The organism is Streptomyces sp. NPDC021115 (assembly GCF_044333065.1).
GTDB lineage: Bacteria > Actinomycetota > Actinomycetes > Streptomycetales > Streptomycetaceae > Streptomyces.
This window is the reverse complement of record NZ_JBIRQF010000001.1, coordinates 330255-353347: the sequence shown is the minus strand read 5'-3', so window position 1 is coordinate 353347 and position 23093 is coordinate 330255. Positions and strand designations below refer to the sequence as shown.

The 23093-nt window shown below is 72.2% G+C and carries 14 protein-coding genes; 3 read left to right on the top strand and 11 right to left on the bottom strand.

Going from position 1 to position 23093, the window contains the following annotated elements; translation table 11 throughout:
• Positions 1–34 precede the first annotated feature (34 nt).
• Entirely contained in the window at positions 35–229 is a 195-nt protein-coding gene (locus tag ACH4TL_RS01530; protein ID WP_398313570.1) for a hypothetical protein, read from the bottom strand.
• Positions 230–375: 146 nt separating this feature from the next.
• Between ACH4TL_RS01530 and ACH4TL_RS01525 the strand changes: the two genes are divergently transcribed.
• Complete coding sequence (locus ACH4TL_RS01525; RefSeq protein ID WP_398313572.1) at positions 376–3246, top strand: AfsR/SARP family transcriptional regulator; 2871 nt, start codon at positions 376–378, stop codon at positions 3244–3246.
• Here the strand turns inward: ACH4TL_RS01525 and ACH4TL_RS01520 are convergent.
• The 9 genes from ACH4TL_RS01520 to ACH4TL_RS01480 all read right to left on the bottom strand — a co-directional run bounded on the left by ACH4TL_RS01520 (position 3239) and on the right by ACH4TL_RS01480 (position 18610).
• On the bottom strand, positions 3239–4669 hold the full coding sequence (locus ACH4TL_RS01520) for a glycoside hydrolase family 16 protein (RefSeq protein ID WP_398313574.1): 1431 nt from the start codon (positions 4667–4669) through the stop codon (positions 3239–3241). The two genes, ACH4TL_RS01525 and ACH4TL_RS01520, sit on opposite strands and share 8 nt — an antisense overlap.
• A gap of 99 nt (positions 4670–4768) precedes the next feature.
• Positions 4769–6961, bottom strand: a complete 2193-nt coding sequence (gene glgB, locus ACH4TL_RS01515) for a 1,4-alpha-glucan branching enzyme (RefSeq protein ID WP_398313731.1) — start codon at positions 6959–6961, stop codon at positions 4769–4771.
• 382 nt (positions 6962–7343) lie between these two features.
• Positions 7344–8834, bottom strand: coding sequence for a maltokinase (locus tag ACH4TL_RS01510; RefSeq protein ID WP_398313576.1), 1491 nt, complete (start codon positions 8832–8834; stop codon positions 7344–7346).
• A 648-nt stretch (positions 8835–9482) separates the two neighbouring features.
• Positions 9483–11222, bottom strand: a complete 1740-nt coding sequence (treS, locus tag ACH4TL_RS01505; RefSeq protein WP_398313578.1) for a maltose alpha-D-glucosyltransferase — start codon at positions 11220–11222, stop codon at positions 9483–9485.
• Positions 11219–13213 carry a maltotransferase domain-containing protein gene (locus ACH4TL_RS01500; protein ID WP_398313580.1) on the bottom strand — a complete coding sequence of 665 codons (1995 nt, stop codon included), beginning with the start codon at positions 13211–13213 and terminating at the stop codon, positions 11219–11221. Before ACH4TL_RS01500 ends, treS begins: the two co-directional genes overlap by 4 nt.
• A 338-nt stretch (positions 13214–13551) precedes the next feature.
• On the bottom strand, positions 13552–14748 hold the full coding sequence (locus tag ACH4TL_RS01495; RefSeq protein WP_398313582.1) for a S8 family peptidase: 1197 nt from the start codon (positions 14746–14748) through the stop codon (positions 13552–13554).
• A 147-nt stretch (positions 14749–14895) separates the two neighbouring features.
• A complete protein-coding gene (locus ACH4TL_RS01490) occupies positions 14896–15708 on the bottom strand; it encodes a pectate lyase (RefSeq protein WP_398313584.1) in 813 nt (270 codons plus the stop codon).
• Between the two features lie 131 nt (positions 15709–15839).
• On the bottom strand, positions 15840–16631 hold the full coding sequence (locus ACH4TL_RS01485) for a pectate lyase (RefSeq protein ID WP_398313586.1): 792 nt from the start codon (positions 16629–16631) through the stop codon (positions 15840–15842).
• A 53-nt stretch (positions 16632–16684) separates the two neighbouring features.
• On the bottom strand, positions 16685–18610 hold the full coding sequence (locus ACH4TL_RS01480; RefSeq protein ID WP_398313733.1) for a rhamnogalacturonan lyase: 1926 nt from the start codon (positions 18608–18610) through the stop codon (positions 16685–16687).
• A gap of 146 nt (positions 18611–18756) precedes the next feature.
• Here ACH4TL_RS01480 and glgP point away from each other — a divergent pair, with 146 nt between their 5' ends.
• Both glgP and ACH4TL_RS01470 read left to right on the top strand, forming a co-directional pair.
• On the top strand, positions 18757–21396 hold the full coding sequence (gene glgP / locus ACH4TL_RS01475; protein WP_398313588.1) for an alpha-glucan family phosphorylase: 2640 nt from the start codon (positions 18757–18759) through the stop codon (positions 21394–21396).
• Positions 21397–21512: 116 nt separating this feature from the next.
• Positions 21513–22211, top strand: coding sequence for a hypothetical protein (locus ACH4TL_RS01470; protein WP_398313590.1), 699 nt, complete (start codon positions 21513–21515; stop codon positions 22209–22211).
• A gap of 202 nt (positions 22212–22413) precedes the next feature.
• On the opposite strand, the gene ACH4TL_RS01465 is transcribed toward ACH4TL_RS01470, so the two are convergent.
• Positions 22414–23093: DivIVA domain-containing protein (locus tag ACH4TL_RS01465; RefSeq protein WP_398425128.1), on the bottom strand; the 680-nt coding region annotated here is incomplete at its 5' end.

The following is a 23093-nucleotide window of genomic DNA, read 5'->3' as shown; positions in this document are numbered from 1 at the left end:
CAGAACACGGGACACCCGTCCAGGGAAGGGCTGGTCAGCCCTCTCCGTCCGCCGCCGGACGCAACTGTTCAGGGAGCGCGGTCCATTCGGGGCCGCCGTGCCGGGGTTTGACCCACGCGACGTTGCCACCGGTGTCGATATAGGCGACGCGGCCGATGGTTTCGCGCTCGATGTCGTAGACGAGGTCGCCTATCCGGGGTCTGCCGCGGGTGCGTCCGGCCGTGGTCATGACGCCCAGCGTCCTACGAGCCGCTGATATCCCGCTGATGCGTCGCTGACCTGGCCCTGTGGGTAGGCTGCGGGATGGTCACATGAATTCTCTGGTACCGACGGGGGCAGCGCGTGGACGGGACCGGGTTACGCCTCTTGGGGCCCGTGGGCATATGGCGGGCCGACCGGCTGCTGGGCCCGACCGCCGCCCAGCAGCGTTCGGTGCTGGCGATGCTGCTGCTGGAGCCGGGCCGGGTGGTCTCCGTCGACCGGCTGGTCATGGCCATCTGGGGCGAGGACCCGCCGGGTTCGGCGCGCAACGCCGTCCAGGTCCAGATCTCCAAGCTGCGCCGCATCCTCGCCGCACTGCCCGACACCGAACTGACCACCTCCGCCAAGGGCTACTGCCTCACCGCCCCGCGCACGGCCGTCGACCTGCACCGCTTCCGGGACCTGGTGCGCGAGGCCCGCGCGGAGAAGGACGACCGGGCCGCGGAGCTGCTGCGCGCCGCGCTCCAGCTGTGGCGCGGACCCGCGCTCGCCGACGTGGCGGGCGGCTGGCTGTCCGACACCGTCGGCGCCGGACTGGAAGAGGAGCGGCGGGCCGCCGTCGAGGAGTGCGCCGCGATCGACGTACGGGCCGGGCGCCACCACGAGGCCGTCGTGCGGCTGTCCGCGCTGGTCGCCGAACACCCGCTGCGCGAGCGCTCGGTGGCCCTGCTGATGGAGGCGCTCCGCAGGTCAGGGCGGCGGGCCGACGCCCTCGCGCTGTTCCGCGCCACCCGGCAGCGGTACGCCGAGGAGCTGGGCATCGAACCGGGGGAGGAGCTGCAACGGCTGCACCGCCAAGCGCTCGACACCCGGCCCGAGACCCCGTCGGACACCCATGAGGCGCCCGACGCCGCCGATGTGCCCGGGGACCCCGACGACACCACCGCCACCCCGGTCTCCGCCGCTGCCGTGCCCCAGCAACTGCCGCCCGACGTGGCCCACTTCACCGGCCGCGAGCGCGAACTCGCCGGTCTGGACGCCCTGCTGCGCACCGGCGACGCCTCCGCCACCGGCCGGGCGCCGACCGCCGCCGTGATCGGAGTGATCGCGGGCAGCGGCGGCCTCGGCAAGACCACCCTCGCGGTGCACTGGGCGCACCGGGTCCGCGACCGCTTCCCCGACGGGCAGCTGTACGTCAACCTGCGGGGCTTCGGCCCCACCGGCTCCGCGATGACCGTGGCCGAGGCCGTCCGTGGCTTCCTCGACGCCTTCCAGGTGCCCGCGCACCGCATCCCCGCCACCGTGGAGGCGCAGACCGCCCTCTACCGCAGCCTGCTGGCCGACCGCCGGGTGCTGATCCTGCTCGACAACGCCCGCGACGCCGAGCAGGTACGCCCGCTGCTGCCCGGCTCGCCCGGCTGCCTGGTGGTGCTGACCAGCCGTAACGAACTCACCGGCCTGGTCGTCGCGGAACAGGCCCGGCCGCTGCCGCTGGATCTGCTCGGCCGCGCCGAGGCGCGCGACCTGCTCGTGGGCCGCATCGGCGCCGAGCGCGCCGCCGCCGAACCGCGGGCCGTGGAGGACGTCGTCACGGTGTGCGCGGGGCTGCCCCTCGCGCTCGCCATCGTCGCCGCCCGCGCCGCCACCCACCCCCGCTTCCCCATCGCCGCGCTCGCCGCCGAGCTGCACGACGCGCGCGGCAGCCTCGACGCGTTCGAGGGCGGGGACGCCACCACCGACGTCCGGGCCGTGTTCTCGTGGTCGTACCACACCCTCGGCGACGACGCGGCCCGGCTGTTCCGGCTGCTCGGCGTCCACCCCGGCCCGTACATCGCCGCCCCCGCCGCGGCCTCCCTCGCCGGGGTGGACCTGACCCAGGCGCGCAGGCTGCTGGGCAGGCTCACCCGGGCGCATCTGATCGCCGAGCGCAGCCCGGGCCGGTACGCGTTCCACGATCTGCTGCGCGCGTACGCCATGGAGCTGACCCAGGAGTACGACTCGGCCGACGAGCGCCGGGCCGCGCTGCACCGGGTGCTCGACCACTCCCTGCACTCCTCGTTCGCCGCCGGGCGCGCCTTCACCCCGCACCGGGAGCCGATCCCGCTGGCCCCGGCGCGGTCCGGGGTCACCGTCGAGACGTTCACCGAGCACGCCCAGGCGCTCACCTGGTTCAGCGAGGAACACCCGGTGCTGATCGCGGCCCTCCAGCGGGCCGCGGACGCCGGGTTCGAGACCCACGCCTGGCAACTGGCCTGGTCGCTCATGGAGTTCCTGGACCAGCTCGGCCACTGGCACGACCAGCGCACCGTCCACCGCATCGCCCTGGGCGCCGCCCACCGCGTCGCCGATCCGGCCGGACAGGCCTACGCCTGCCACGGGCTCGGCCTCGCCGATCTGCGGATGGGCCTGTACGACCGGGCCCGCAGCCATCTGCTGCGCGCGTTCAACCTGCACGGCCAGACCGCCAACCACATCGGCCAGGCCCGCATCCATGTCGCGCTCAACATGACGGCCGAGCGCCAGGGCCGCGACGACGAGCTGCTGTACCACGCCCGGCGCTCGCTGGAGCTGTACCAGGTGGCCGGGCACCGCAAGGGCGAGGCGTACGCCCTCAACAACCTGGGGTGGGCGTACGCCAGGCTGGGCGACTTCCAGCAGACCCTGGTGCACTGCGGGAAGGCCCTCGCCCTCCTGAGGGAGGCGGGCGACGGGCGCGGGGAGTCGGCCGCCTGGGACAGCCTCGGGTACGCGCATCACCACCTCGGCGACCACCAGCAGGCCATCAGCTGCTACCGGCACGCGGTCGCGCTGCGGCGCGGTCTGGACGAGCGGGTGCGGGAGGCCGAGTCGCTGCACCGGCTGGGCGACGCCCAGCGCACCGCGGGGGACGTGGCCGGGGCGCGGATGAGCTGGTGCGCGGCGCTGAGCCGCTTCGACGCCCTCGGCCACCCGGACGCGGACCGGGTACGGGACGAACTCGCCCGGCTGGGCGAGCCCGGTCCCGACCCCGACCCCGGTTCCGGTCCCGTTTCCGGCCTTAGTTGAACGGGATGCGGACGGTGGACTGGTTGCCGGTGCCGAGGGTGCTGGAGCCGTTGCCGATGGCGTTCCACACCTCGACCCGGACCTTCCCATTGCTCATGTTGCCGAGCGAGCCGGTGGCGGATTTCAGGCCGCGGGCCTGTGTGTAGTGCTCGTAGCCCGGAGCCGGATCGGTGGCGAAGTACTGGTAGGTCTCGGTGCGGTCCCAGCTGCCGTCGCCCGTGAGGTCGTAGGAGATCCGCACCTGCTGCCCGTTGGCCACGGTCGTGCCCGCGTCCACGAACAGGTCGAAGGCCGTCGAGCCGCCGTTGTACGTCCGGGTGATGCCGGACGAGGTGAAGGTCTGCGGCTGGTACGGCGTCCCGTCGTGGTTGGTGCCGCCCGCCGAGGCCAGGGTCGTGGCGCTCGCGGACGAGGAGGCCGCGCCGAGGGCGCCGCCCGGGCCCGGGTAGAGCGTGGCGGAGCCGCCGGGGTCGGTGCCGCCGCCTCCGCCGCGGGTCCAGACCGCCACGTAGTCCACCAGCATGGGGCGGCCGGAGACGGTGGCCGCGGTGGGCGTGGCCGCGCCGTGGACGCCGTTGGGGAAGGCACCGCCCATCGCCACGTTGAGCAGCAGGAAGTAGCCCGCGTGGTCGGTCATGTTCGACCAGGTGGTGGCGTCGACCTGGTTCTGGCTGACGCTGTGGAACTGCTGGCCGTCCACGTACCAGCGGAGCTGGTTCGGGCTGGTCGAGCGGTCCCATTCGAAGCGGTAGGTGTGGAAGGCGGACTGGCAGGTCGAGCCCGGGCAGGCGCGGTTGGCGCCGATGCCGGTGCTCTCGTTGCAGGCGCCGCCCGGATTGACGCCGCAGTGCAGCACGCCCCAGACGGAGTTGATCCCGTTGACGTTCTCCATGATGTCGAACTCGCCGATGCCCGGCCAGTTCTGGTAGTTGCCCCGGTACGGACTGCCGAGCGCCCAGAACGCGGGCCAGTAGCCGAGGGCGGCGTCGCCCGTGACGTTCGGCATCTGGATGCGGCCCTCCATGCGCAGCACGCCACCCGCCGGGGCCTTGAAGTCGGCGCGCTTGGTCTCGATGCGCGCCGAGGTCCAGTTGCCCGAGCCGTCGCGGAGCGGGGTGATGCGGAGGTTGCCGCTGCCGTCGAGGGCGAGGTTGCTGGTGGAGTCGGTGTAGCGCTGGATCTCGCCGGTGCCCCAGTTGCCGGGGCCGCCGGGGTAGCTGTAGCCGGTGTCGATCTGCCAGTTGGTGGCGGAGGGGAGGGTGTTGGCGGAGCCGGTGAAGTCGTCGCTCCACTGGAGGTTCCAGCCAGTGGGCGTGGGCGGCACGTCGGCCCGTGAGGACGTGGCGCCGAGAAGGGCGACGGCGGTGGCGGCGAAGGCCGCTAAAGCCGTTCTGAGCACGGATCTGTGTCTGCGGGGGCGCATGGACGTACCTCCTGAAGGGGGTGTGAGAGCGCTCTCACACCCTCTTTAGGCGTGTCCACGTCACTCGTCAACCTTTTGAACACAGGCTGGTGCGCGGGCTCAGGCCGGGCGCAGCCAGATCGTCGCCAGCGGCGGCAGTGTCGGCAGCAGGCTGGCCGGGCGGCCGTGGGCGGCCGTCGGCTCGGCCTTCAGCGGCTCCGGATTGAGGACGCCGCTGCCGCCGTACCGCTCGTCGTCGGTGTTCAGCACCTCCCGCCACAGCGGGACCGCGTCCGGTACGCCCACCCGGTAGGCGTGCCGTACCACCGGCGAGAAGTTGCTGACCGCCAGCAGCGGGGAGCCGTCCGCGTCGAAGCGGAGGAACGCGAACACGTTGTCCTCGTGCCCGTCCCCCTCCACCCATGCGAAGCCCTCCGGCACCGTGTCCCGCTGCCACAGCGGCGGTGTCGCCGCGTACACCCGGTTGAGGTCGCGCACCAGATCGCGCACCCCCCGGTGGTCGGGGGCGGCCGCGTACGAGGGGTCCAGCAGCCACCAGTCGGGGCCGTGGCGCTCCGACCACTCCGCGCCCTGCGCGAACTCCTGGCCCATGAAGAGCAGTTGCTTGCCCGGATGCGCCCACATGAAGCCGAGGTACGCCCGGTGGTCGGCGCGCTGCTGCCACCAGTCGCCCGGCATCTTGCTCACCAGCGCCCGCTTGCCGTGCACCACCTCGTCGTGCGAGATGGGGAGGACGTAGTTCTCGCTGTACGCGTACACCATCGAGAACGTCATCTCGTGGTGGTGGTACTTCCGGTGCACCGGCTCATGGGCCAGGTAGCCCAGCGAATCGTGCATCCAGCCCATGTTCCACTTCAGCCCGAAGCCGAGCCCGCCGAAGCCGCTCGCCCCCACGTGGTGGGTGGCCCGGGTGACGCCGTCCCAGGCGGTGGACTCCTCGGCGATGGTCACCACGCCCGGGCAGCGGCGGTAGACCGTCGCGTTCATCTCCTGGAGGAACGCCACCGCGTCCAGGTTCTCCCGGCCGCCGTGCGCGTTGGGCGTCCACTGGCCGGGCTCGCGGGAGTAGTCGAGGTAGAGCATCGACGCGACGGCGTCCACGCGGAGGCCGTCGATGTGGAACTCCTCGCACCAGTAGACCGCGTTCGCGACGAGGAAGTTGCGCACCTCCGTGCGGCCGTAGTCGAATTCGAGGGTTCCCCAGTCGGGGTGCGCGGCCCGCAGCGGGTCGGACGGCTCGTACAGCGGCCGGCCGTCGAACTCCGCCAGCGCCCAGGCGTCCCGTGGGAAGTGCGCGGGCACCCAGTCCACCAGCACCCCGATGCCCGCCTGGTGCAGGGCGTCGACGAGGTACTTGAAGTCGTCGGGCGTGCCGAGGCGGGCCGTCGGCGCGTAGAACCCGGTCACCTGGTAGCCCCACGAGCCGCCGAACGGATGCTCGGCCACCGGCATCAGCTCGACATGGGTGAAGCCGAGGTCCTTGACGTACGCGGGCAGCTGCTCGGCCAGCTGCCGATAGGTCAGCCCGGGCCGCCACGACGGCAGATGCACCTCGTACACCGAGAACGGCCGCTCGTGCACCCGCCCGCCGTCCCGCCCCGCCATCCACGCGTCGTCGCCCCAGTGGTGGTGCGAGGCGTGCACCACGGACGCCGTCGCTGGCGGGCACTCGGTGCGCCGCGCCATGGGGTCCGCGCGCAGCGCGCGGCTGCCGTCGGGGCGGGTGATCTCGAACTTGTACAGCGCGCCCTCGCCGACGCCCGGCACGAACAGCTCCCACACGCCGCTGGAGCCGAGCGAACGCATGGGGAAGCCGGTGCCGTCCCAGTAGCAGAAGTCCCCGGTGACCCGCACCCCGCGCGCGTTCGGCGCCCATACGGTGAACCGCGTCCCGGCCACCCCGTGATGCGTCATCGGCTGCGCGCCGAGCGCCCGCCACAGCTCCTCGTGGCGGCCCTCGCCGATGAGGTGCAGATCGAGGTCGCCGAGCGCGGGCAGGAACCGGTACGGGTCGTGGACCTCCACCTCGGTGTCGTCGTACGCCACGAGCAGCTGATAGTCCGGGATGGACGCCAGCGGCAGCACGCCCGAGAACAGCCCGTCCCCCTCGGCCCGCAACCGCGCCCGCAACCCGGCGCCGACGACGGTGACGCCACGGGCGTACGGCCGCAGCGTCCGGAACAGCACCCCGCCGCGGACCGGATGCGCGCCGAGCAGCCCATGCGGGTCGTGGTGCCCCCCGCAGAGCAACCGCCGCCGCTCCTCACCCCCGAGCGCGGGCGCGGCCCGCACCCCGTGGTCGTCGTACGGCTCGGGCTCCGGCCCGGGCGGGGGTGTCGGTCGCGGCGCGACGGCTTCGTCCGCCGCGGGCTCCGCCGCCACCCGAGGCGCCCGGGGCTCGGGCGGCGCCCCGTACGACGGCCGCGAGGTGGGCTTGATGCCCGCGGACTCGGGCGAGTGGGGATCCTGGCGGGGCGATGCGCCCTCGCGCAGCCCGGCCCCGACGCCCGGGGCGTCGGCCGCGCCGTGCTGCGGGCCCCGGGCCGTGGCTCGGGCCGACCGGAACGTGGGGGGGACCGCCGGGTCCGGGCCCGGGCCCTCGTCGGACGGGTGCTGGCTGGACGGCGGTCGTGCGGTCACGGGGTGGTCCTCCCGGAAGTATGGGCGGGCGGGGTCAGTGGACGGCGGCGGCCAGTCGGCGGATGGCGGTCATCGGGACCGGCAGCCAGTCGGGGCGGTGGCGGGCCTCGTACAGGACCTCGTACACCGCCTTGTCGGTCTCGTGGGCGCGCAGCAGCTCCGGCTCGTCGCGCGGATCCGTACCGGCGGCCTCCGCGTACCCCGCGCAGTAGGCGGCGCGCATGCGCCCGGCCCAGTCCTGCGGGGTGTCGTGGCCGCCCACGGCCGCCGCGTAGTCGAAGGAGCGGAGCATGCCCGCGATGTCGCGGACCGGCGGCTGCGGGCGGCGGCGTTCGGCGAGCGGACGGGACGGCTCGCCCTCGAAGTCGATCAGCGACCACTGCCGTTCCGCCGTCAGCAGGGCCTGCCCCAGGTGCAGATCGCCGTGGATCCGCTGGGCCGCCCAGGTGCGCCCGTCGCGCCCGAGGGCGGCGACGTCCTCGTACGCGGCGTGCAGCGCGCCCCGGTACGGCTGGAGCGCGGGCACCGCGGCGGCGGCCGAGTCGAGGCGTTCGCTCATGGCGGCGGCGAGGTGTTCGATCTGCGGGCGGCGCAGTACGGAGACGGGCAGCGTGCGCGCCATCGCGAGGTGCACCTCGGCGGTGGCGCGGCCGAGGGCGTGCGCGGCGTCGGCGAAGTCGGTGCGCACGGCGAGGGCGTCGAGGGCGAGCTGCCAGCCGTCGGTGGACCCGGCGAGGTAGGGCTGGAGGACGCCGAGCGTGAACGGCTCCGGGCGCGGCCCTGGCCCCTCCGGCGGCGGCGCGGCCTCGAACCAGGCGGCGGGCGCGGGCACCCGGGTGCAGCCGGTGCGGGCGAGGGCGAGGGGGAGTTCGAGGTCCGGGTTGGTGCCGGGGCTGACGCGCCGGAAGAGCTTCAGGATGAACGTATCGCCGTACACCACGGAGGAGTTGGACTGCTCGGCCGTCATCAGCCGGGGCGGCAGCACGGACGGGATGGCGCTGGACGGTTCGCGTACGAAGCGGAGGGGGCCCAGGCGGCCGGGTACGCGGAGCCGCTCCAGGAGGAGCGAGGCGAGGCGGGGGTCGGCCAGCGCCTCGTACACGGTACGGCCGTGCAGCGGACCGCCGCTCGGGTGGCCGATGAGCGCGGGGGCGAGGGAGGGCGGCAGGGTCGTGCGGACGCCGAGCAGCATCTGGTAGCAGTCACTGGCGGCCGCGCCACGGCGGTGGCCGCAGCCGAAGCCGTGGCGATGGCCGGGCGGTTCCGGCTGCTGGGCGCGGATGAGGAGATGGAGCAGCCCGGGGGTCGTGCCGCCCGGCGGGCAGGGCAGTATCTCGGTCGCGGAGACGAGGGCGAAGCCGGTGACGGGGCGGCCCTTGCCCGCGAACCAGCGCTGCCGGGGGAGCCACTCGGCGAGTAACGGCCCGAGCGAGCCGAGCAGCCCGGCCCCCGGCCCGTCCGTGGCGGCTGATGCGGTAGCGGTCGGCGGGTGGTGTGCCCCCCGGGAGAATGAAGCTTCCGGCATGGCGTCGCGTCCTTTCCCCGGGCACACGACAGATCAGGGCAAAGTGTCCCGGATTGCGGCGTTGACTGTGCGACGGTGCGGGACGTGTCGGGCGAGGATCGTCCGTACGGCGAGTACGGAGTACGCGATCGGCTCCGCCGGTGGCGGTACGTAGTCAGAGTGCCCATGAAGCCCTGACGAAAACGCCCGGGGTGAGCGCAGAGGCCGCTTTTCCCCCACCCCGCCCCTTCCCGAACCCGGGGACCCGTCCCCGGACCCCGGCCCCTCCGGCGCCCCGCAACAACCACGCCACCCCCGCCCTTTGGGTGCCGAACTCCAGTGCGAAGCGAGCCCCGCGCCCCCGCCTCCGCGAGACCCGACGCACAGCCCCGAGGCGGGGCCGGGCCTCTGGCGCAGCCCAAGCCGGGAGCCAAGGCGAAGCCTCGGGGCGGGGTCCGGGGCGCAGCCCCAGACCGGAGCGGGGCCTTGGCTCGGATTCGCCCGGGACGCCGGGGGCCGGGGCTGGCCCCGGTTTCGGGAAGGGGCGGGGTGGGGGACAGTGTCCGGGCCCCGCAGGCGACGTTCGAGGCGCGGCCCCACGCACCTGCCCCGGCCCGCCCCGTCTCGGGCCGGGGAGCGCTGCCGGGTTGGGGGCCCGGCCCCCTGCGGTCAGAGCTTGGGGCGGTGTGGGGGTGGGTCTGCTGGGCGGAGGCGGAACCAGTAGAAGCCGTGGCCCGCCAGGGTGAGCAGGTAGGGCAGCTCGCCGATGGCGGGGAAGCGGACGCCGCCGATCAGCTCGACCGGGTGGCGGCCGGCGAAGGACTGGAGGTCCAGCTCCGTGGGCTGGGCGAAGCGCGAGAAGTTGTGCACGCACAGCACCAGGTCGTCCTCCCCGTCCCGGGTCCGCGGGGCCTCGCGGAGGAAGGCGAGGACGGCGGGGTTGGAGGAGGGCAGCTCGGTGAAGGAGCCGAGCCCGAAGGCCGGGTTCTGCTTGCGGATCTCGATCATCCGCCGCGTCCAGTGGAGCAGGGAGGACGGCGAGGACATGGCGGCCTCGACGTTCGTCACCTGATACCCGTAGACCGGGTCCATGATCGTGGGCAGGAAGAGCCGCCCGGGATCGCAGGAGGAGAAGCCCGCGTTGCGGTCGGGGGTCCACTGCATGGGCGTCCGCACCGCGTCGCGGTCGCCGAGCCAGATGTTGTCGCCCATGCCGATCTCGTCGCCGTAGTACAGGATCGGCGAGCCGGGCAGGGACAGCAGCAGGGCCGTGAACAGCTCGATCTGGTTGCGGTCGTTGTCCAGCAGCGGAGCGAGCCGGCGCCGGATGCCGATGTTGGCGCGCATGCGCGGATCCTTGGCGTACTCCGCGTACATGTAGTCGCGCTCTTCGTCGGTGACCATTTCCAGCGTCAGCTCGTCATGGTTGCGCAGGAAGATGCCCCACTGACAGCCGGACGGAATCGCCGGGGTCTTGGAGAGGATCTCCGAGACCGGGTAGCGCGATTCACGCCGCACCGCCATGAAGATGCGCGGCATGACGGGGAAGTGGAACGCCATGTGGCATTCGTCGCCGCCCGCTTCGTAGTCGCCGAAGTAGTCGACGACGTCCTCGGGCCACTGGTTGGCCTCGGCCAGCAGCACCGTGTCCGGGTAGTGGGCGTCGATCTCGGCGCGGACGCGCTTGAGGAGCTGATGGGTGCGGGGGAGGTTCTCGCAGTTGGTGCCCTCCTCCGCGTACAGATACGGCACGGCGTCGAGCCGGAATCCGTCGATGCCGAGGTCCAGCCAGAAGCGCAGGGCGGCCAGTACTTCTTCCTGGACGGCCGGGTTCTCGAAGTTGAGGTCCGGCTGGTGCGAGAAGAAGCGGTGCCAGTAGTACTGCTTGCGTACCGGATCAAAGGTCCAGTTGGACGCCTCGGTGTCGACGAAGATGATGCGGGCGTCCTGGTACTGCTTGTCGTCGTCGGCCCAGACGTAGTAGTCGCCGTACGGTCCGTCCGGATCGGTGCGGGACTCCTGGAACCACGGATGCTGATCGCTGGTGTGGTTCATGACAAAGTCGATGATGACGCGCATGCCGCGCTGGTGCGCGGCGTCCACGAACTCGACGAAGTCGGCGAGATCCCCGAACTCCGGCAGCACGGCCGTGTAGTCCGAGACGTCGTAGCCGCCGTCGCGCAGCGGGGAGGCGAAGAAGGGCGGCAGCCAGAGGCAGTCCACGCCGAGCCACTGGAGGTAGTCGAGTTTGGCGGTGAGGCCCTTGAGGTCGCCGACGCCGTCGCCGTTGCTGTCCTGGAAGGAGCGGACCAGCACCTCGTAGAAGACGGCGCGCTTGAACCAGTCGGGGTCACGGTCCTTGGCGGGCGTGTCCTCGAAGGTGTCGGGTACGGGCTCGTTGACGATCATGTTGTGGGTGACCCTCCGATCGGTGAGGACGGTCGCAGGGAGAGCACGTGCGCGGGAGCCATGTCACGGCCCGGCTCCAGGCGTACGTAGTTGTCCCTGCCCCAGTGATAGGTCTCGCCGGTGAGCTCGTCGCGCACCGGGACGGACTCGTGCCAGTCGAGGCCGAGTTCCGGCATGTTCAACGAGACCGTCGCCTCCTGGGTGTGGTGGGGGTCCAGGTTGACGACGGTGAGCACGCACGAGTCGCCCGTGCGCTTGGAGTAGACGATGACGGAGTCGTTGTCGGCGTGGTGGAATCGCAGGTTGCGCAACCGGCGCAGGGCGGGGTGCCGCCGGCGCAGCCGGTTGAGCCGGGTGAGGAGCGGGGTGAGCGTCCGGTCCGTACGCTCCGCGCCCGCCCAGTCGCGCGGGCGCAGCTGGTACTTCTCCGAGTCCAGGTACTCCTCGCTGCCGGCGCGCAGCGGGGTGTTCTCGCACAGCTCGTAGCCCGCGTAGACACCCCAGGTGGGGGAGAGGGTGGCGGCGAGGACGGCCCGGGCAGCGAAGGCCGGGCGGCCGCCGTCCTGAAGGTAGGCGTGCAGGATGTCGGGGGTGTTGACGAAGAAGTTGGGCCGCATCCAGGCGGCCGCGTCCCCGGACAGCTCGGTGAGGTAGTCGGTCAGCTCCTGCTTGCCGTTGCGCCAGGTGAAGTACGTGTACGACTGCTGGAAGCCGATAACGCCGAGCGTGTTCATCATCGCGGGCCGGGTGAACGCCTCGGCGAGGAAGATGACATCGGGGTCGGTGCGGTTGATGTCCCCGATCACCTTCTCCCAGAAGACGACCGGTTTGGTGTGGGGATTGTCGACCCGGAAGATCCGCACGCCGTGGGACATCCAGAACCGCAGCAGCCGCTCCGTCTCGCGGACGAGGCCGGGGAAGTCGGCGTCGAAGGCGATGGGGTAGATGTCCTGGTACTTCTTGGGCGGGTTCTCGGCGTACGCGATCGTCCCGTCCGCGCGCCGGTGGAACCACTCGGGGTGTTCGGTGACCCAGGGGTGGTCGGGCGAGCACTGGAGCGCGAAGTCGAGCGCCACCTCCAGGCGCAGCTCCTGGGCCCGGGACACGAAGTGGTCGAAGTCGTCCAGGGTGCCGAGGTCGGGGTGGATCGCGTCGTGGCCGCCGTCGGGGGAGCCGATCGCCCAGGGGGAGCCGACGTCGAAGGGACCTGCGGAGAGGGCGTTGTTGGGGCCCTTGCGGTACGCGGTGCCGATGGGGTGGACGGGGGGCAGATAGACGACGTCGAACCCGGCGGCGGCGATGGCGGGCAGCCGCTCGGCGGCGGTGCGCAGCGTACCGCTGACCGGCCGCCGCCCCTCGGTGACCTTGGCGCCCTCGGAGCGCGGGAACAGCTCGTACCAGGAGCCGAACAGCGCGCGCTCCCGCTCGACCTGGAGCGGCATCGGGTGCGAGGCGGTGACGAGTTCGCGCAGCGGATGGCGGTCGAGGGCGTCGGTGACGTCGGGGGCGAGGGCGGCGGCGAGCCGGTCGGCGACCGGGCGGCGCTCGTCGCGCAGCCCGTCGACGGCGGCCAGCACCGCCTCCCGGCCGTCGTTCTTGGGCACTCCGGCCGCGGCTCTCTCGTGCAGCCGGGCGCCCTCCTCCAGCACCAGATCGGTGTCGATCCCGGCCGGGACCTTGATCCGGGCGTGGTGGCGCCAGGTGGCGACGGGGTCGCTCCACGCCTCGACCGTGTACGACCAGCGGCCGGGCGCGGTGGGGGTGACCTCGGCGCCCCAGCGGTCCGTGCCGGGGGCGAGTTCGGTCAAGGGAGTCCACGGGCCGGACCGTCCGGCCGGATCGCGGAGGACGACATTGGCGTTGACCGCGTCGTGGCCCTCCCGGAACACGGTGGCACTGACCTCGAAGGTCTCGCCCACGACCGCCTTGGCGGGGCGGCGGCCGCAGTCGATCAGCGGACGGATATCCAGAAGGGGAATACGACCGATCATAGGATCACCTGACGGCGTTGCGGGCTGATGAGCGGAGGGCGCTTGATGGTCGGCGGCGGCCTGTGTCCTTTGTATAGGCTTTACCGCCGGGCGATGGGTTGCGGGCATGACAGCTCCTGTCCGCGTTCACTCTGGTGGGCGGATGGGGTCGGCCATGGGGGGCGCGTTCGGGAAGCCTTCCCACCGGACACCGGGAGACAATCCGGGTTCCCGTTAACTACCGGTTCGTAACGCGGGGTGCATGGTTCGGCCCCGCGCGTATCCGTGCGGGGCCGATGATATGACCGCGATCGTGCGTTATTAAGTGTGCGTTTTCGCCCCAGGAGTTCTACGGGGCGTCAGTCCGCCACGCGCAGCAGCCGGTTCGGCGAGCCGCGCCCCGCGTTCCGTACCGCGCCCTTGACCGCCTCGGCCGTGAGCGCCGCGGTCACCTGGGCCGGGGTCGCCGAGCGGTGGGCGGCGAGGTAGAGCGCCGCCGCGCCCGCGACGTGGGGCGCCGCCATCGACGTACCGGACAGCGTCGCCGCCGCCGTGTCGCTCGTACGGGAGGCCGAGACGATCCGGTCGCCCGGCGCGAACAGGTCAACCGCCGGGCCCCAGTTGGAGAACGGGTCGCGACGGTCCGCCCGGTCCGTCGCGCCCACCGTGATCGCCTGCGGCACCCGGCCCGGCGAGTACGCCCCGGCCGGCCGGTCCGCGTTGCCCGCCGCGACCGTGAAGGTGAGACCGGCGCGCACTCCGGCGCGAACGCCTGCGTCCCACTCCGGGACCGGCCCCGCGACCGGCGACCCCAGGCTCAGATTGACCACCGCCGGCTTCCGGGCGTGCTTCAGGACCCAGTCCAGACCGGCCAGCACCTCGGCGCTGGTGCCCTCGCCGCGGTCGTCCAGCACCCGTACGGCGACGACGTCCGCCTTCTTCGCCACGCCGTACTGCGTGCCCGCGGCGGTCGCGGCCACATGCGTGCCGTGGCCGTTGCCGTCCTGGGCGACCGGGTCGTCGTCCACGAAGTCCCAGCCGGAGCGGGCCCGGCCGCCGAAGTCCCGGTGGCTGGTGCGCACTCCGGAGTCGAGGACGTAGATCGTCGTCCCGCGCCCGCCGTCCGCCGGTGCCGTGTACGCGCCGTCCAGCGCGGTCCCGGCGGGCTGATCGATCCGGTCCAGGCCCCAGGACGGCGGATACGGCTGGGTCGTGGTGCCGCGCAGCGACACCTCGGCGTCCCGGGTCACCGAGGCGACGCGCGGGTCCGCCGCGAGCCGTCTCGCCTGCGCCGCGTCGGCCCGTACGGCGAAGCCGTTCAGCGCCCTGCTGTACGTACGGCGCACCGTCGCCCCGTACCGCTCCACGATGCCCCTGCCCTGCCCGGACGACGCCGACGGCGTCCCCGTTCCCCGTTGCAGCGTCACGATGTAGGTGTGGTGCGCCGCCGCGCCCGCGGCCTGGGCGGGCAGCGCCCCGCCCGCGCCCAGCACCACCGCGGCGGCGGCCAGCGCCCCGGCCGTCCGGCGGCGGCCTCTGCTCCTTCTGTGCGCCATGGTCCGATCCCCTCCCCGGTGCGAACGGCGTCAGGGTCTCGTGGGGACCGGACCCCGACAAGTGCGCATCAGGGGGCGGAACCGGCGCTGTGCGCCCGCCCCCTGACGCGGGGGCGGGCGCGGCGCGCGGTGGAGCCGTTCCGGCGCCTACTTGTAGGTGATGTCGGACTCCTTGTAGAGGCAGGTCTTGCTGTCAGGCCCTGAGCCGGTCTCCTCGGGCTCCTCACCGGTGTCGTTGCCCTGGAAGCGGACGCACGGGTCGATCTTCTTCTTGGCGTCCCCGATGATCGTGACGTTGCTGAGCTTCGCGGTGTCGCCGAAGTTCTCGTTGACGCCGACCAGCGACTTGCCCGGGGCGGTCACCTCCACGCCGTCCACCACGACCGCGCGCTTCTGCTGCTTGGAGCAGTTGCCGCACGAGCGGTAGAGCTTGCCGAAGTCCTGCACGGCGAAGTCGCGGATGGTGAGGGTGCCGCCGCCGTTGTGCTGGAAGACCTTGTCGTCGGCCTTGCGCGCGCCGCCGCCCTTGACGGTGTACGTGGCTTTCGCGCCGCCCAGGAAGGTGGCGGCGTCCTCGCCGACGTCCTCCCACCAGACGTTCTGGAGCGTGCAGCTGCCCTTGCAGTGGATGCCGTCGGCGGCGGGGGAGCCGATGACGACGTTCTTGAGCGTGGCGCCGTCGGCCAGCTCGAACATCGCGGGCTGGCCCTCGTCCTGGCCGCCGTCGCCGAGTTCGCCCTCGCCGATGAAGCGCCGCATCTTGCCGTCGACGACGCCGGAGACCTTCTGCGTCGAGCTGACCGGCTTGTCGTCACCGGGGGTGGGCCATTCGGCGGACGCCGAGGCCGAGGAGAGCAGCGTCCCCGCCGTGATCGCGCCGACCGTGAGGGCGGCGGCGCCGAGGCCGCCGATCAGGGCGCGCTTGCGGGTGGGACGCGGTCTGTGGTGCTGCGGTGCCATGTGTATCCATTCCGTGGGGGGAGTGGGGGGATCATGTACGCCCTGAAGTCGCCGCCGCACCGGAAGACGTTGCCGCCCGGCCCGCGAAAAAATCACGGACCGGGCGGCGGGACCTCACCTGCGCGTGGCGCCTACTTGTAGGTGATGTCGGAGCTGCTGTACTTGCAGTACGTGCCGTCGGCGTCGCTGCCGTTCTTGGTCGGCTCCTTGCCGGTGTTGTTCCCGATGTACTTCTGACACGGGACGATCTTCTTGCTGCTGTCCCCGACGATCGTGACCTTGCGCAGGGTCAGCGAGTCCCCGTAGTTGGTGTTGATCCCGCCGATGACCTTGCCCGGCGCGGTGATCTCGGTGTTGCTCACGTTGATCGTGCGCTTGTACTGGCTGGAGCAGTTGCCGCAGGAGCGGACGAAGGTCGAGAAGTCCTGTCCGGCGAAGTTGGAGATGTTGAGCGTGCCGCCGCCGTTGAACTGGAAGATCTTGTCCGATGCCTTGCGGGCGCCGCCCCCGATGACGTTGTACGTCTCGCCGGTGCCGCGGAAGGTGGCGGCGTCCTCGCCGACGTCCTCCCACCAGACGTTCTGGAGGGTGCAGCTGCCCTTGCAGTGGACGCCGTCGGCGGCCGGGGCGCCGATGATGACGTTCTTGAGCGTCGCGCCGTCGGCCAGCTCGAACAGCGGGCCCTGGTCCTCGTCCTGGTTGTCCGAGCCGAGGTCGCCGGAGCCGTAGTAGCGCTTCATGCCGCCGTCGGTGGTCCCGCTGACCGGGATCGTCTTGGTGACCGCCTGCGGGCTGCCGCTGGGCGAGGGCCAGGTGGCGGCCGACGCGGCCGACAGGGAAAGACCGGTGGTGATCGCGCCCGCGGTGAGGGCGATGGCGCCGATGGCGCCGCCGATCGCCCGCCGTCTCATGCGTAACTCCATGTCACAGCTCCTTGTGCGGAAGGGGGATTTCGGGGTGGTGCGGGGGTGGTGCGTCAGGGGGTGGTGATGGACGGCCGCGGAGGGGTGGCCATCTTGTTGCCGATGAAGAAGCTGGGGTGCGGCGGCTGGTTGTAGCCGGTGTTCTGCCAGGCCAGCGCCTCCCGGTACTGCCGGTCGTGCAGCAGCGTGGTGATCCGCCGGTCGGTCTCGTAGGGCGTGGAGTAGATCCGCAGCGCCTTGTTGTCGCTGGTCGGCCAGATCACCTCCTCGCGCCAGTCGCCGAGGATGTCGCCGGACAGCGACGGAGTGGCCTTGGTGCCGTTGTTGGAGTGCACCCCGGAGGCGGTGAGCTGGCGGGTCTCGCCGGACGTGCCGTACTTGTCGATGCGCGTACCGTCCAGCAGCTCGCGCACCGGGTCGCCGTCCCACCAGGACAGGAAGTTCATGGACGACGGCTTGCGGCCCTTGGCGGCGCCGGAGGCCGAGCGGATCTGGTCGTCCTTCGCGGACCACATCTCGGCGCCGTCGTTGCCCGCCCAGATGTCACCGGCCACGCCGCGCCCGTTGTCGCCGCTGGCCGGGGTCGTCCACAGCACCTGGCCGGTCTTCGCGTCGGCCAGGTACGAGGACGGCTTGGAGGAGTCCTCGTCCACCTTGAAGTACTCCAGGCCCGGCCGGGACGGATCGAGGTCGCCGAGGTGGGCCGCGTCGCCGTGGCCGTTCTTCGTCGTCCACAGCCCGGCGCCGTTGTCGTCCACGGCCATCGAGCCGTAGACGATCTCGTCCTTGCTGTCGCCGTCCACGTCGCCGATCGCCAGCGCGTGGTTGCCCTGCCCGTCGTAGCCCTTGCCGCTGTTGGTGGAGCTGTTCGTGTCGAACGTCCACTTGCGGGTCAGCTTGCCGCCCTTGAAGTCCCAGGCGGCGATGACGCTGCGGGTGTAGTAGCCGCGCGCCGCGATCAGGGAGGGCGTGGAGCCGTTCAGATACGCCGTACCGGCCAGGAAGCGGTCCACCCGGTTGCCGTACGAATCGCCCCACGAGGACACCGTGCCGCGCGCCGGGACGTAGTCCACGGTGTCCAGCGCGGCGCCGGTGCTCCCGCTGAACATCGTCAGGAACTCGGGCCCGCTCAGCACGTAGCCGCTGGAGTTGCGGTAGTCGGCGGACGCGCTGCCGATCGTCTTGCCGGTGCCGTCGACCGTGCCGTCCGCGGTCTTCATGGCGACCTCGGCCTTGCCGTCGCCGTCGTAGTCGTACACCTGGAACTGGGTGTAGTGCGCGCCGGAGCGGATGTTGCGGCCCAGGTCGATGCGCCACAGCCGCTTGCCCTGGAGGGTGTAGCCGTCCACGATCGTGTTGCCGGTGACGCCGGACTGCGAGTTGTCCTTCGCGTTCGTCGGCTGCCACTTGAGGACGAGGTCCAGGTCGCCGTCGCCGTCCAGGTCGCCCACGGAGGCGTCGTTCGCCTCGTACGTGTAGTCGGAACCGGCGGCCGGGGGCGAGATCGGGACATCGAGGTAGCCGGAGCGGAACGCGAGGGCCGCGGGCGACGCGGCCTGCTCGGTGCCGCCCACCACGGCGCGCACCGTGTAGGTCTCGGTGGCCGCCGCGCCCTTGTCCAGGTAGTTGGTCGAGCCCGTGATCGGGGACGCGTTGACCTTGGTGGAGCCGCGGTAGACGTTGAAGGCGACATCGGACGGATCGGTGGCGAGCCAGCGCCAGCTGACCAGGTTGTCGTTGCCCGAGCGGACGCTGACCAGGCCCCGGTCCAGCTTCTCCAGCTGCGCCGCCGCGGCCTTCGCCCCGGCCCCCTTCCCCGTCGCGTTCTCCGTCTCGGCGGCACCCGAGACGCTCGCCAGACCGGTGACGGCAAGGCCGCCCACCACGACCGCGGCGACCAGCGTCCGGGGGCGGGCGAGCCGCTCGCGCGCGGCGTGTCCGGGCGGATGACCGGGTGGGGGCTGCGATCTGTCCCAGATGGGCACGGGGCCTCCAAGGCATGGGGGGAAGTGAACGCCCCCTAGTCGTCGCCCTGGCCGGAAAGGTTGCCGCCTCCCGACCGAACTTCGCGGGGCTCGAACGAAACAGCCGAAACGGGGGCGCGTCGGCCGCTACCGTCGAAGGTGTGAAGGCCATCCGTCGCTTCAGCGTGCGTCCCGTGCTCCCGGAACCCCTACGACCGCTCCACCGGCTGGCGCGCAATCTGCGCTGGTCGTGGCATCCCGAGACCCGCGATCTGTTCGAGTCCTTCGACCCCGGGGGCTGGCGGGAGTCCGGCGGCGACCCGGTGCGGCTGCTGAGCGCCGTCCCCGTGGCCCGCCTGGCGGAACTCGCCGCGGACCGCGCCTTTCTGCGGCGCCTCGCGGCGGTCGCCGAGGACCTGGACGACTATCTGACCGGCCCCCGCTGGTACCAGGGCCGCACCGCGGCCGCCCCGGACCGCCCGGACGCCTCGGCGGGACCGGACGCCGCGGGGACCGGACTCCCCGACGCCGTCGCCTACTTCTCGCCGGAATTCGGCATCACCGCCGCCCTGCCGCAGTACTCCGGCGGGCTCGGCATCCTCGCCGGGGACCACCTCAAGGCCGCCAGCGACCTCGGCGTGCCCCTCATCGGCGTCGGGCTGCTCTACCGGCACGGCTACTTCCGGCAGTCGCTCTCCCGCGAGGGCTGGCAGCAGGAGCAGTACCCCGTCCTCGACCCCAACGAGCTGCCGCTCACCCTGCTGCACGAGCACCGGCCGGGGGCGGGCACGGGCCGTCCCGCCAGGGTCACCCTCACCCTCCCCGGGGGCCGTCCGCTGCACGCGCAGATCTGGCAGGCCCAGGTCGGCCGGGTGCCGCTGCTGCTCCTCGACTCCGACGTGGAGGGCAACGGCCCCGGCGAGCGCGACGTCACCGACCGGCTCTACGGCGGCGGCAGCGAACACCGGCTGCTCCAGGAGATGCTGCTCGGCATCGGCGGGGTGCGCGCGGTGCGCGCGTACTGCCGCATCACCGGGCACGCCGCGCCCGAGGTGTTCCACACCAACGAGGGCCACGCCGGGTTCCTCGGCCTGGAGCGCATCCGCGAGCTCAGCGAGGCGACCGGGGCGGACTTCGACGCCGCCCACGAGACCGTGCGGGCCGGGACCGTCTTCACCACCCACACCCCCGTCCCCGCCGGGATCGACCGGTTCGACCGCGACCTCGTCGCCCGCCACTTCGGGGACGACGGCGAACTGCCCGGCATCGGCGTCGAGCGCGTCCTGGCCCTCGGCACCGAGACCTACCCCGGCGGCGATCCCGGCGTCTTCAACATGGCCGTCATGGGGCTGCGGCTGGCCCAGCGCGCCAATGGGGTCTCCACCCTCCACGGCCAGGTCAGCCGCGAGATGTTCGCCGGGCTCTGGCCCGGCTTCGACGCCGACGAGGTGCCGATCACCTCCGTCACCAACGGCGTCCACGCGCCCACCTGGCGCGCCCCCGAGGTGACCCGGCTCGGCGCCCGCCAGTTCGGCCACCTCCCGGCCGGGGAGCTGTGGGAACTGCGCCGCACCCTGCGCAAGCAGCTCGTCGCCGAGGTACGCCAGCGGCTGTACGCGTCATGGCGGCAGCGCGGCGCGGGCACCGCCGAACTGGGTTGGATCGACTCCGTCCTCGACCCCGACGTCCTCACCATCGGCTTCGCCCGCCGCGTCCCCTCGTACAAGCGGCTCACCCTGATGCTGCGCGACCGCGATCGGCTCACCGAGCTGCTGCTGCACCCCGAGCGGCCGGTCCAGATCGTCGTCGCGGGCAAGGCCCACCCGGCCGACGACGGCGGCAAGCGCCTCGTCCAGGAGCTCGTCCGCTTCGCCGACGACGCCGGGGTGCGGCACCGGCTCGTCTTCCTGCCCGACTACGGCATGGGCATGGCGCAGAAGCTCTACCCCGGCTGCGACGTCTGGCTCAACAACCCGCTGCGCCCGCTGGAGGCGTGCGGCACCAGCGGCATGAAGGCCGCCCTCAACGGCTGTCTCAACCTCTCCGTCCTCGACGGCTGGTGGGACGAGTGGTACGAACCCGACTTCGGCTGGGCCATCCCCACCGCCGACGGCTCGGCCGTCGACGAGGACCGCCGCGACGACCTGGAGGCGACCGCCCTCTACGAGCTGCTGGAGAACCGGATCGCACCGCAGTTCTACGACCGCGGTCCCGACGGCCTCCCCGGCCACTGGATCGACATGGTGCGCCAGACCCTCACCACCCTCGCCCCCAAGGTGCTCGCGGGGCGCATGGTGCGGGAGTACGTCGAGCGGCTCTACGCCCCGGCCGCCCATGCCCACCGCGCCCTCGACCCGGGCACGGCCGGGGAGCTGTCCGCCTGGAAGGCCCAGGTCCGCGCGGCCTGGCCGCGGGTCACCGTCGACCATGTCGAAACCCAGCTCACCCCGCCCGCCCCCGGCGGTGCCGCGGAACTCGGCTCCGCCCTCTCCCTCCGCGTCCAGGTCCGCCTCGGCGGCCTCGACCCGGTGGACGTCGAGGTCCAGGCCGTGGCGGGGCGGGTGGACGAGACCGACCATCTGACCGACACCACCGCCATCCCCCTCAAGCCCACAGCGGGCCCCGACGACGAGGGCCGCCACCTCTACGAAGGCCCCCTCGCCCTCGACCGCACCGGCCCCTTCGGCTACACCGTCCGCATCCTCCCCACCCATCCCCTCCTGGCCACCCCCACCGAACTCGGCCTCACCGCCCTCCCGTCGGAATCCACCTCCGAGGGCGCGGGGGTGCTGATGCGCTGAGGCCGTTGAACTCGGGACGAACATCTGGTGAGACCTGAGCCACCTCGCTCTCGTACGCGAGAGGGGCACGTACATTCGCCTCCCTGAAGCCATTCGTGTACGGGGGGGGGTACGCCATGAAGTGGCTGGAACAACTGATGGCTCCCGAGAATCTGCTGGCCCTCCTCGGCGTCGCCGTCACGGTCGGTGGGCTGTCGTACGAGCGGCTGATCCCGGGGCGGAAGCGCATCGGGTACCGCGTGCAGATGGACACGCTGATCGACGACAGCGCCGAGGACGGGCAGATCCATCAGCGGCTGGGGATGCTGGAGAACACCCCGGATCTGGCCGGGGCCTCACTCGTGCTGCTGCGGATCGAGAACGACGGCTTCCGCAGCATCGACGCGGACGACTACATCACCGCGCCGGCGACGAACCACCGCGGACTCACCGCCACCTTTCCCAATCGCACCGTGCGGGACGTGGCGGTCACCGAGCCCAGCCACCCCGATCTGCTGCGGCATCTGCCGCAGCGCGGAACGCCGGAGAGCCCCGGACTCGTCTGCGCGGGCAATGAGATATCCCTTCCGCGCGTGCCGCTCAACAAGGGGGACCACTTCAAGCTGCTGGTGCTGCTCACGGGCGCCGGGACCGACAAGCCGCCGCATGTGGGCGGGCGCATCCGGGAGGGCCGGATCCGGAACAACGAGCGGCGGGCCCGATCTGCCGGTGCGGCTGATCAGCCGGGACGCGAAGTCGGGCACGCGCGGCGTGTTCGAGGGGCGGGTGCTGGGCGGCAACGAGTACCTACACCGCACCGCCCGCCAACTCCCTGACCTCGAAGTTCCTCGACTATCTGGCGGGCGACACCGGGCGGAACGTCATCGAGGAACACGGCCATCTGCCGTGTTCCGTCCCCGAGAACCAGCGGGCCTGCCAGGCGGCGGCCGAGCCCCGCTGAGTCCGGCCGGGCGGGTCCCGGGGCCCCGCTGAGCCCGGCGGAAGGGATCGGCGATAGAGGGCGATCGTGCGGGAGCATTACATCGACGCGGCGCCCGCGTGGTGAATGAGGTGCTGGAGCATCGTGATGTAGGCGTCGACCTGCTGTCTGTCGTAGCCCCCGCGCAGAACGGTGAATCCGGGCGGCGGGGCAACAGCTCCGGACCGGAGCCGCCTCAGGTAGGTGTCGACCTCGGCGGGGTCGTAACCCCTCCGAGCCGACTCGAAATGGGGCTTCGGCAGTGCGCGCTCCAAGGGGCTGTCGGTGCCGGTGAGCAGGGCGAGCAGCTCGTGGACGTTGGCGAGCTGGGCGCTGGCTGCTTCGTGGCGGTGGGAGAGCTCTGTGAGTTCGGCCCGGATCCTGTTGGCTTCGGTGTCGGCGGTGGCGGCCATGACCTGGGCCTCCCGCTGCGTTCGCGCAGCGTGTCCTTCGATCTGGGCCAGCCGCTTCTCTGCCTTGGCCTGTCGGGAGACAAGGTCGCGTTCGGACTGTTCGCGGCGTTTGGCGAGGTTGGTTTCGAAGTCGGCTGCGGCCTGGGCGGCCTTGGCGCGGGCCTCTTGGAAGAGGGCGTCAGCCTCCTCGCGCACGGTCTGCGCCTCCTGCTCGGCCGAGAGGATGTCTGCCTCTGCCTTGGCCTGTCGGGAGACAAGGTCGCGTTCGGACTGTTCGCGGCGTTTGGCGAGGTTGGTTTCGAAGTCGGCTGCGGCCTGGGCGGCCT

Coding starts and splice junctions, on each gene's coding strand:
- ACH4TL_RS01530 (WP_398313570.1), bottom strand. CDS start 229: ATGACCACGGCCGGACGCACCCGCGGCAGACCCCGGATAGGCGACCTC.
- ACH4TL_RS01520 (WP_398313574.1), bottom strand. CDS start 4,669: ATGCGCCCCCGCAGACACAGATCCGTGCTCAGAACGGCTTTAGCGGCC.
- ACH4TL_RS01510 (WP_398313576.1), bottom strand. CDS start 8,834: ATGCCGGAAGCTTCATTCTCCCGGGGGGCACACCACCCGCCGACCGCT.
- treS (WP_398313578.1), bottom strand. CDS start 11,222: ATGATCGTCAACGAGCCCGTACCCGACACCTTCGAGGACACGCCCGCC.
- ACH4TL_RS01500 (WP_398313580.1), bottom strand. CDS start 13,213: ATGATCGGTCGTATTCCCCTTCTGGATATCCGTCCGCTGATCGACTGC.
- ACH4TL_RS01495 (WP_398313582.1), bottom strand. CDS start 14,748: ATGGCGCACAGAAGGAGCAGAGGCCGCCGCCGGACGGCCGGGGCGCTG.
- ACH4TL_RS01490 (WP_398313584.1), bottom strand. CDS start 15,708: ATGGCACCGCAGCACCACAGACCGCGTCCCACCCGCAAGCGCGCCCTG.
- ACH4TL_RS01485 (WP_398313586.1), bottom strand. CDS start 16,631: ATGGAGTTACGCATGAGACGGCGGGCGATCGGCGGCGCCATCGGCGCC.
- ACH4TL_RS01470 (WP_398313590.1), top strand. CDS start 21,513: ATGAAGTGGCTGGAACAACTGATGGCTCCCGAGAATCTGCTGGCCCTC.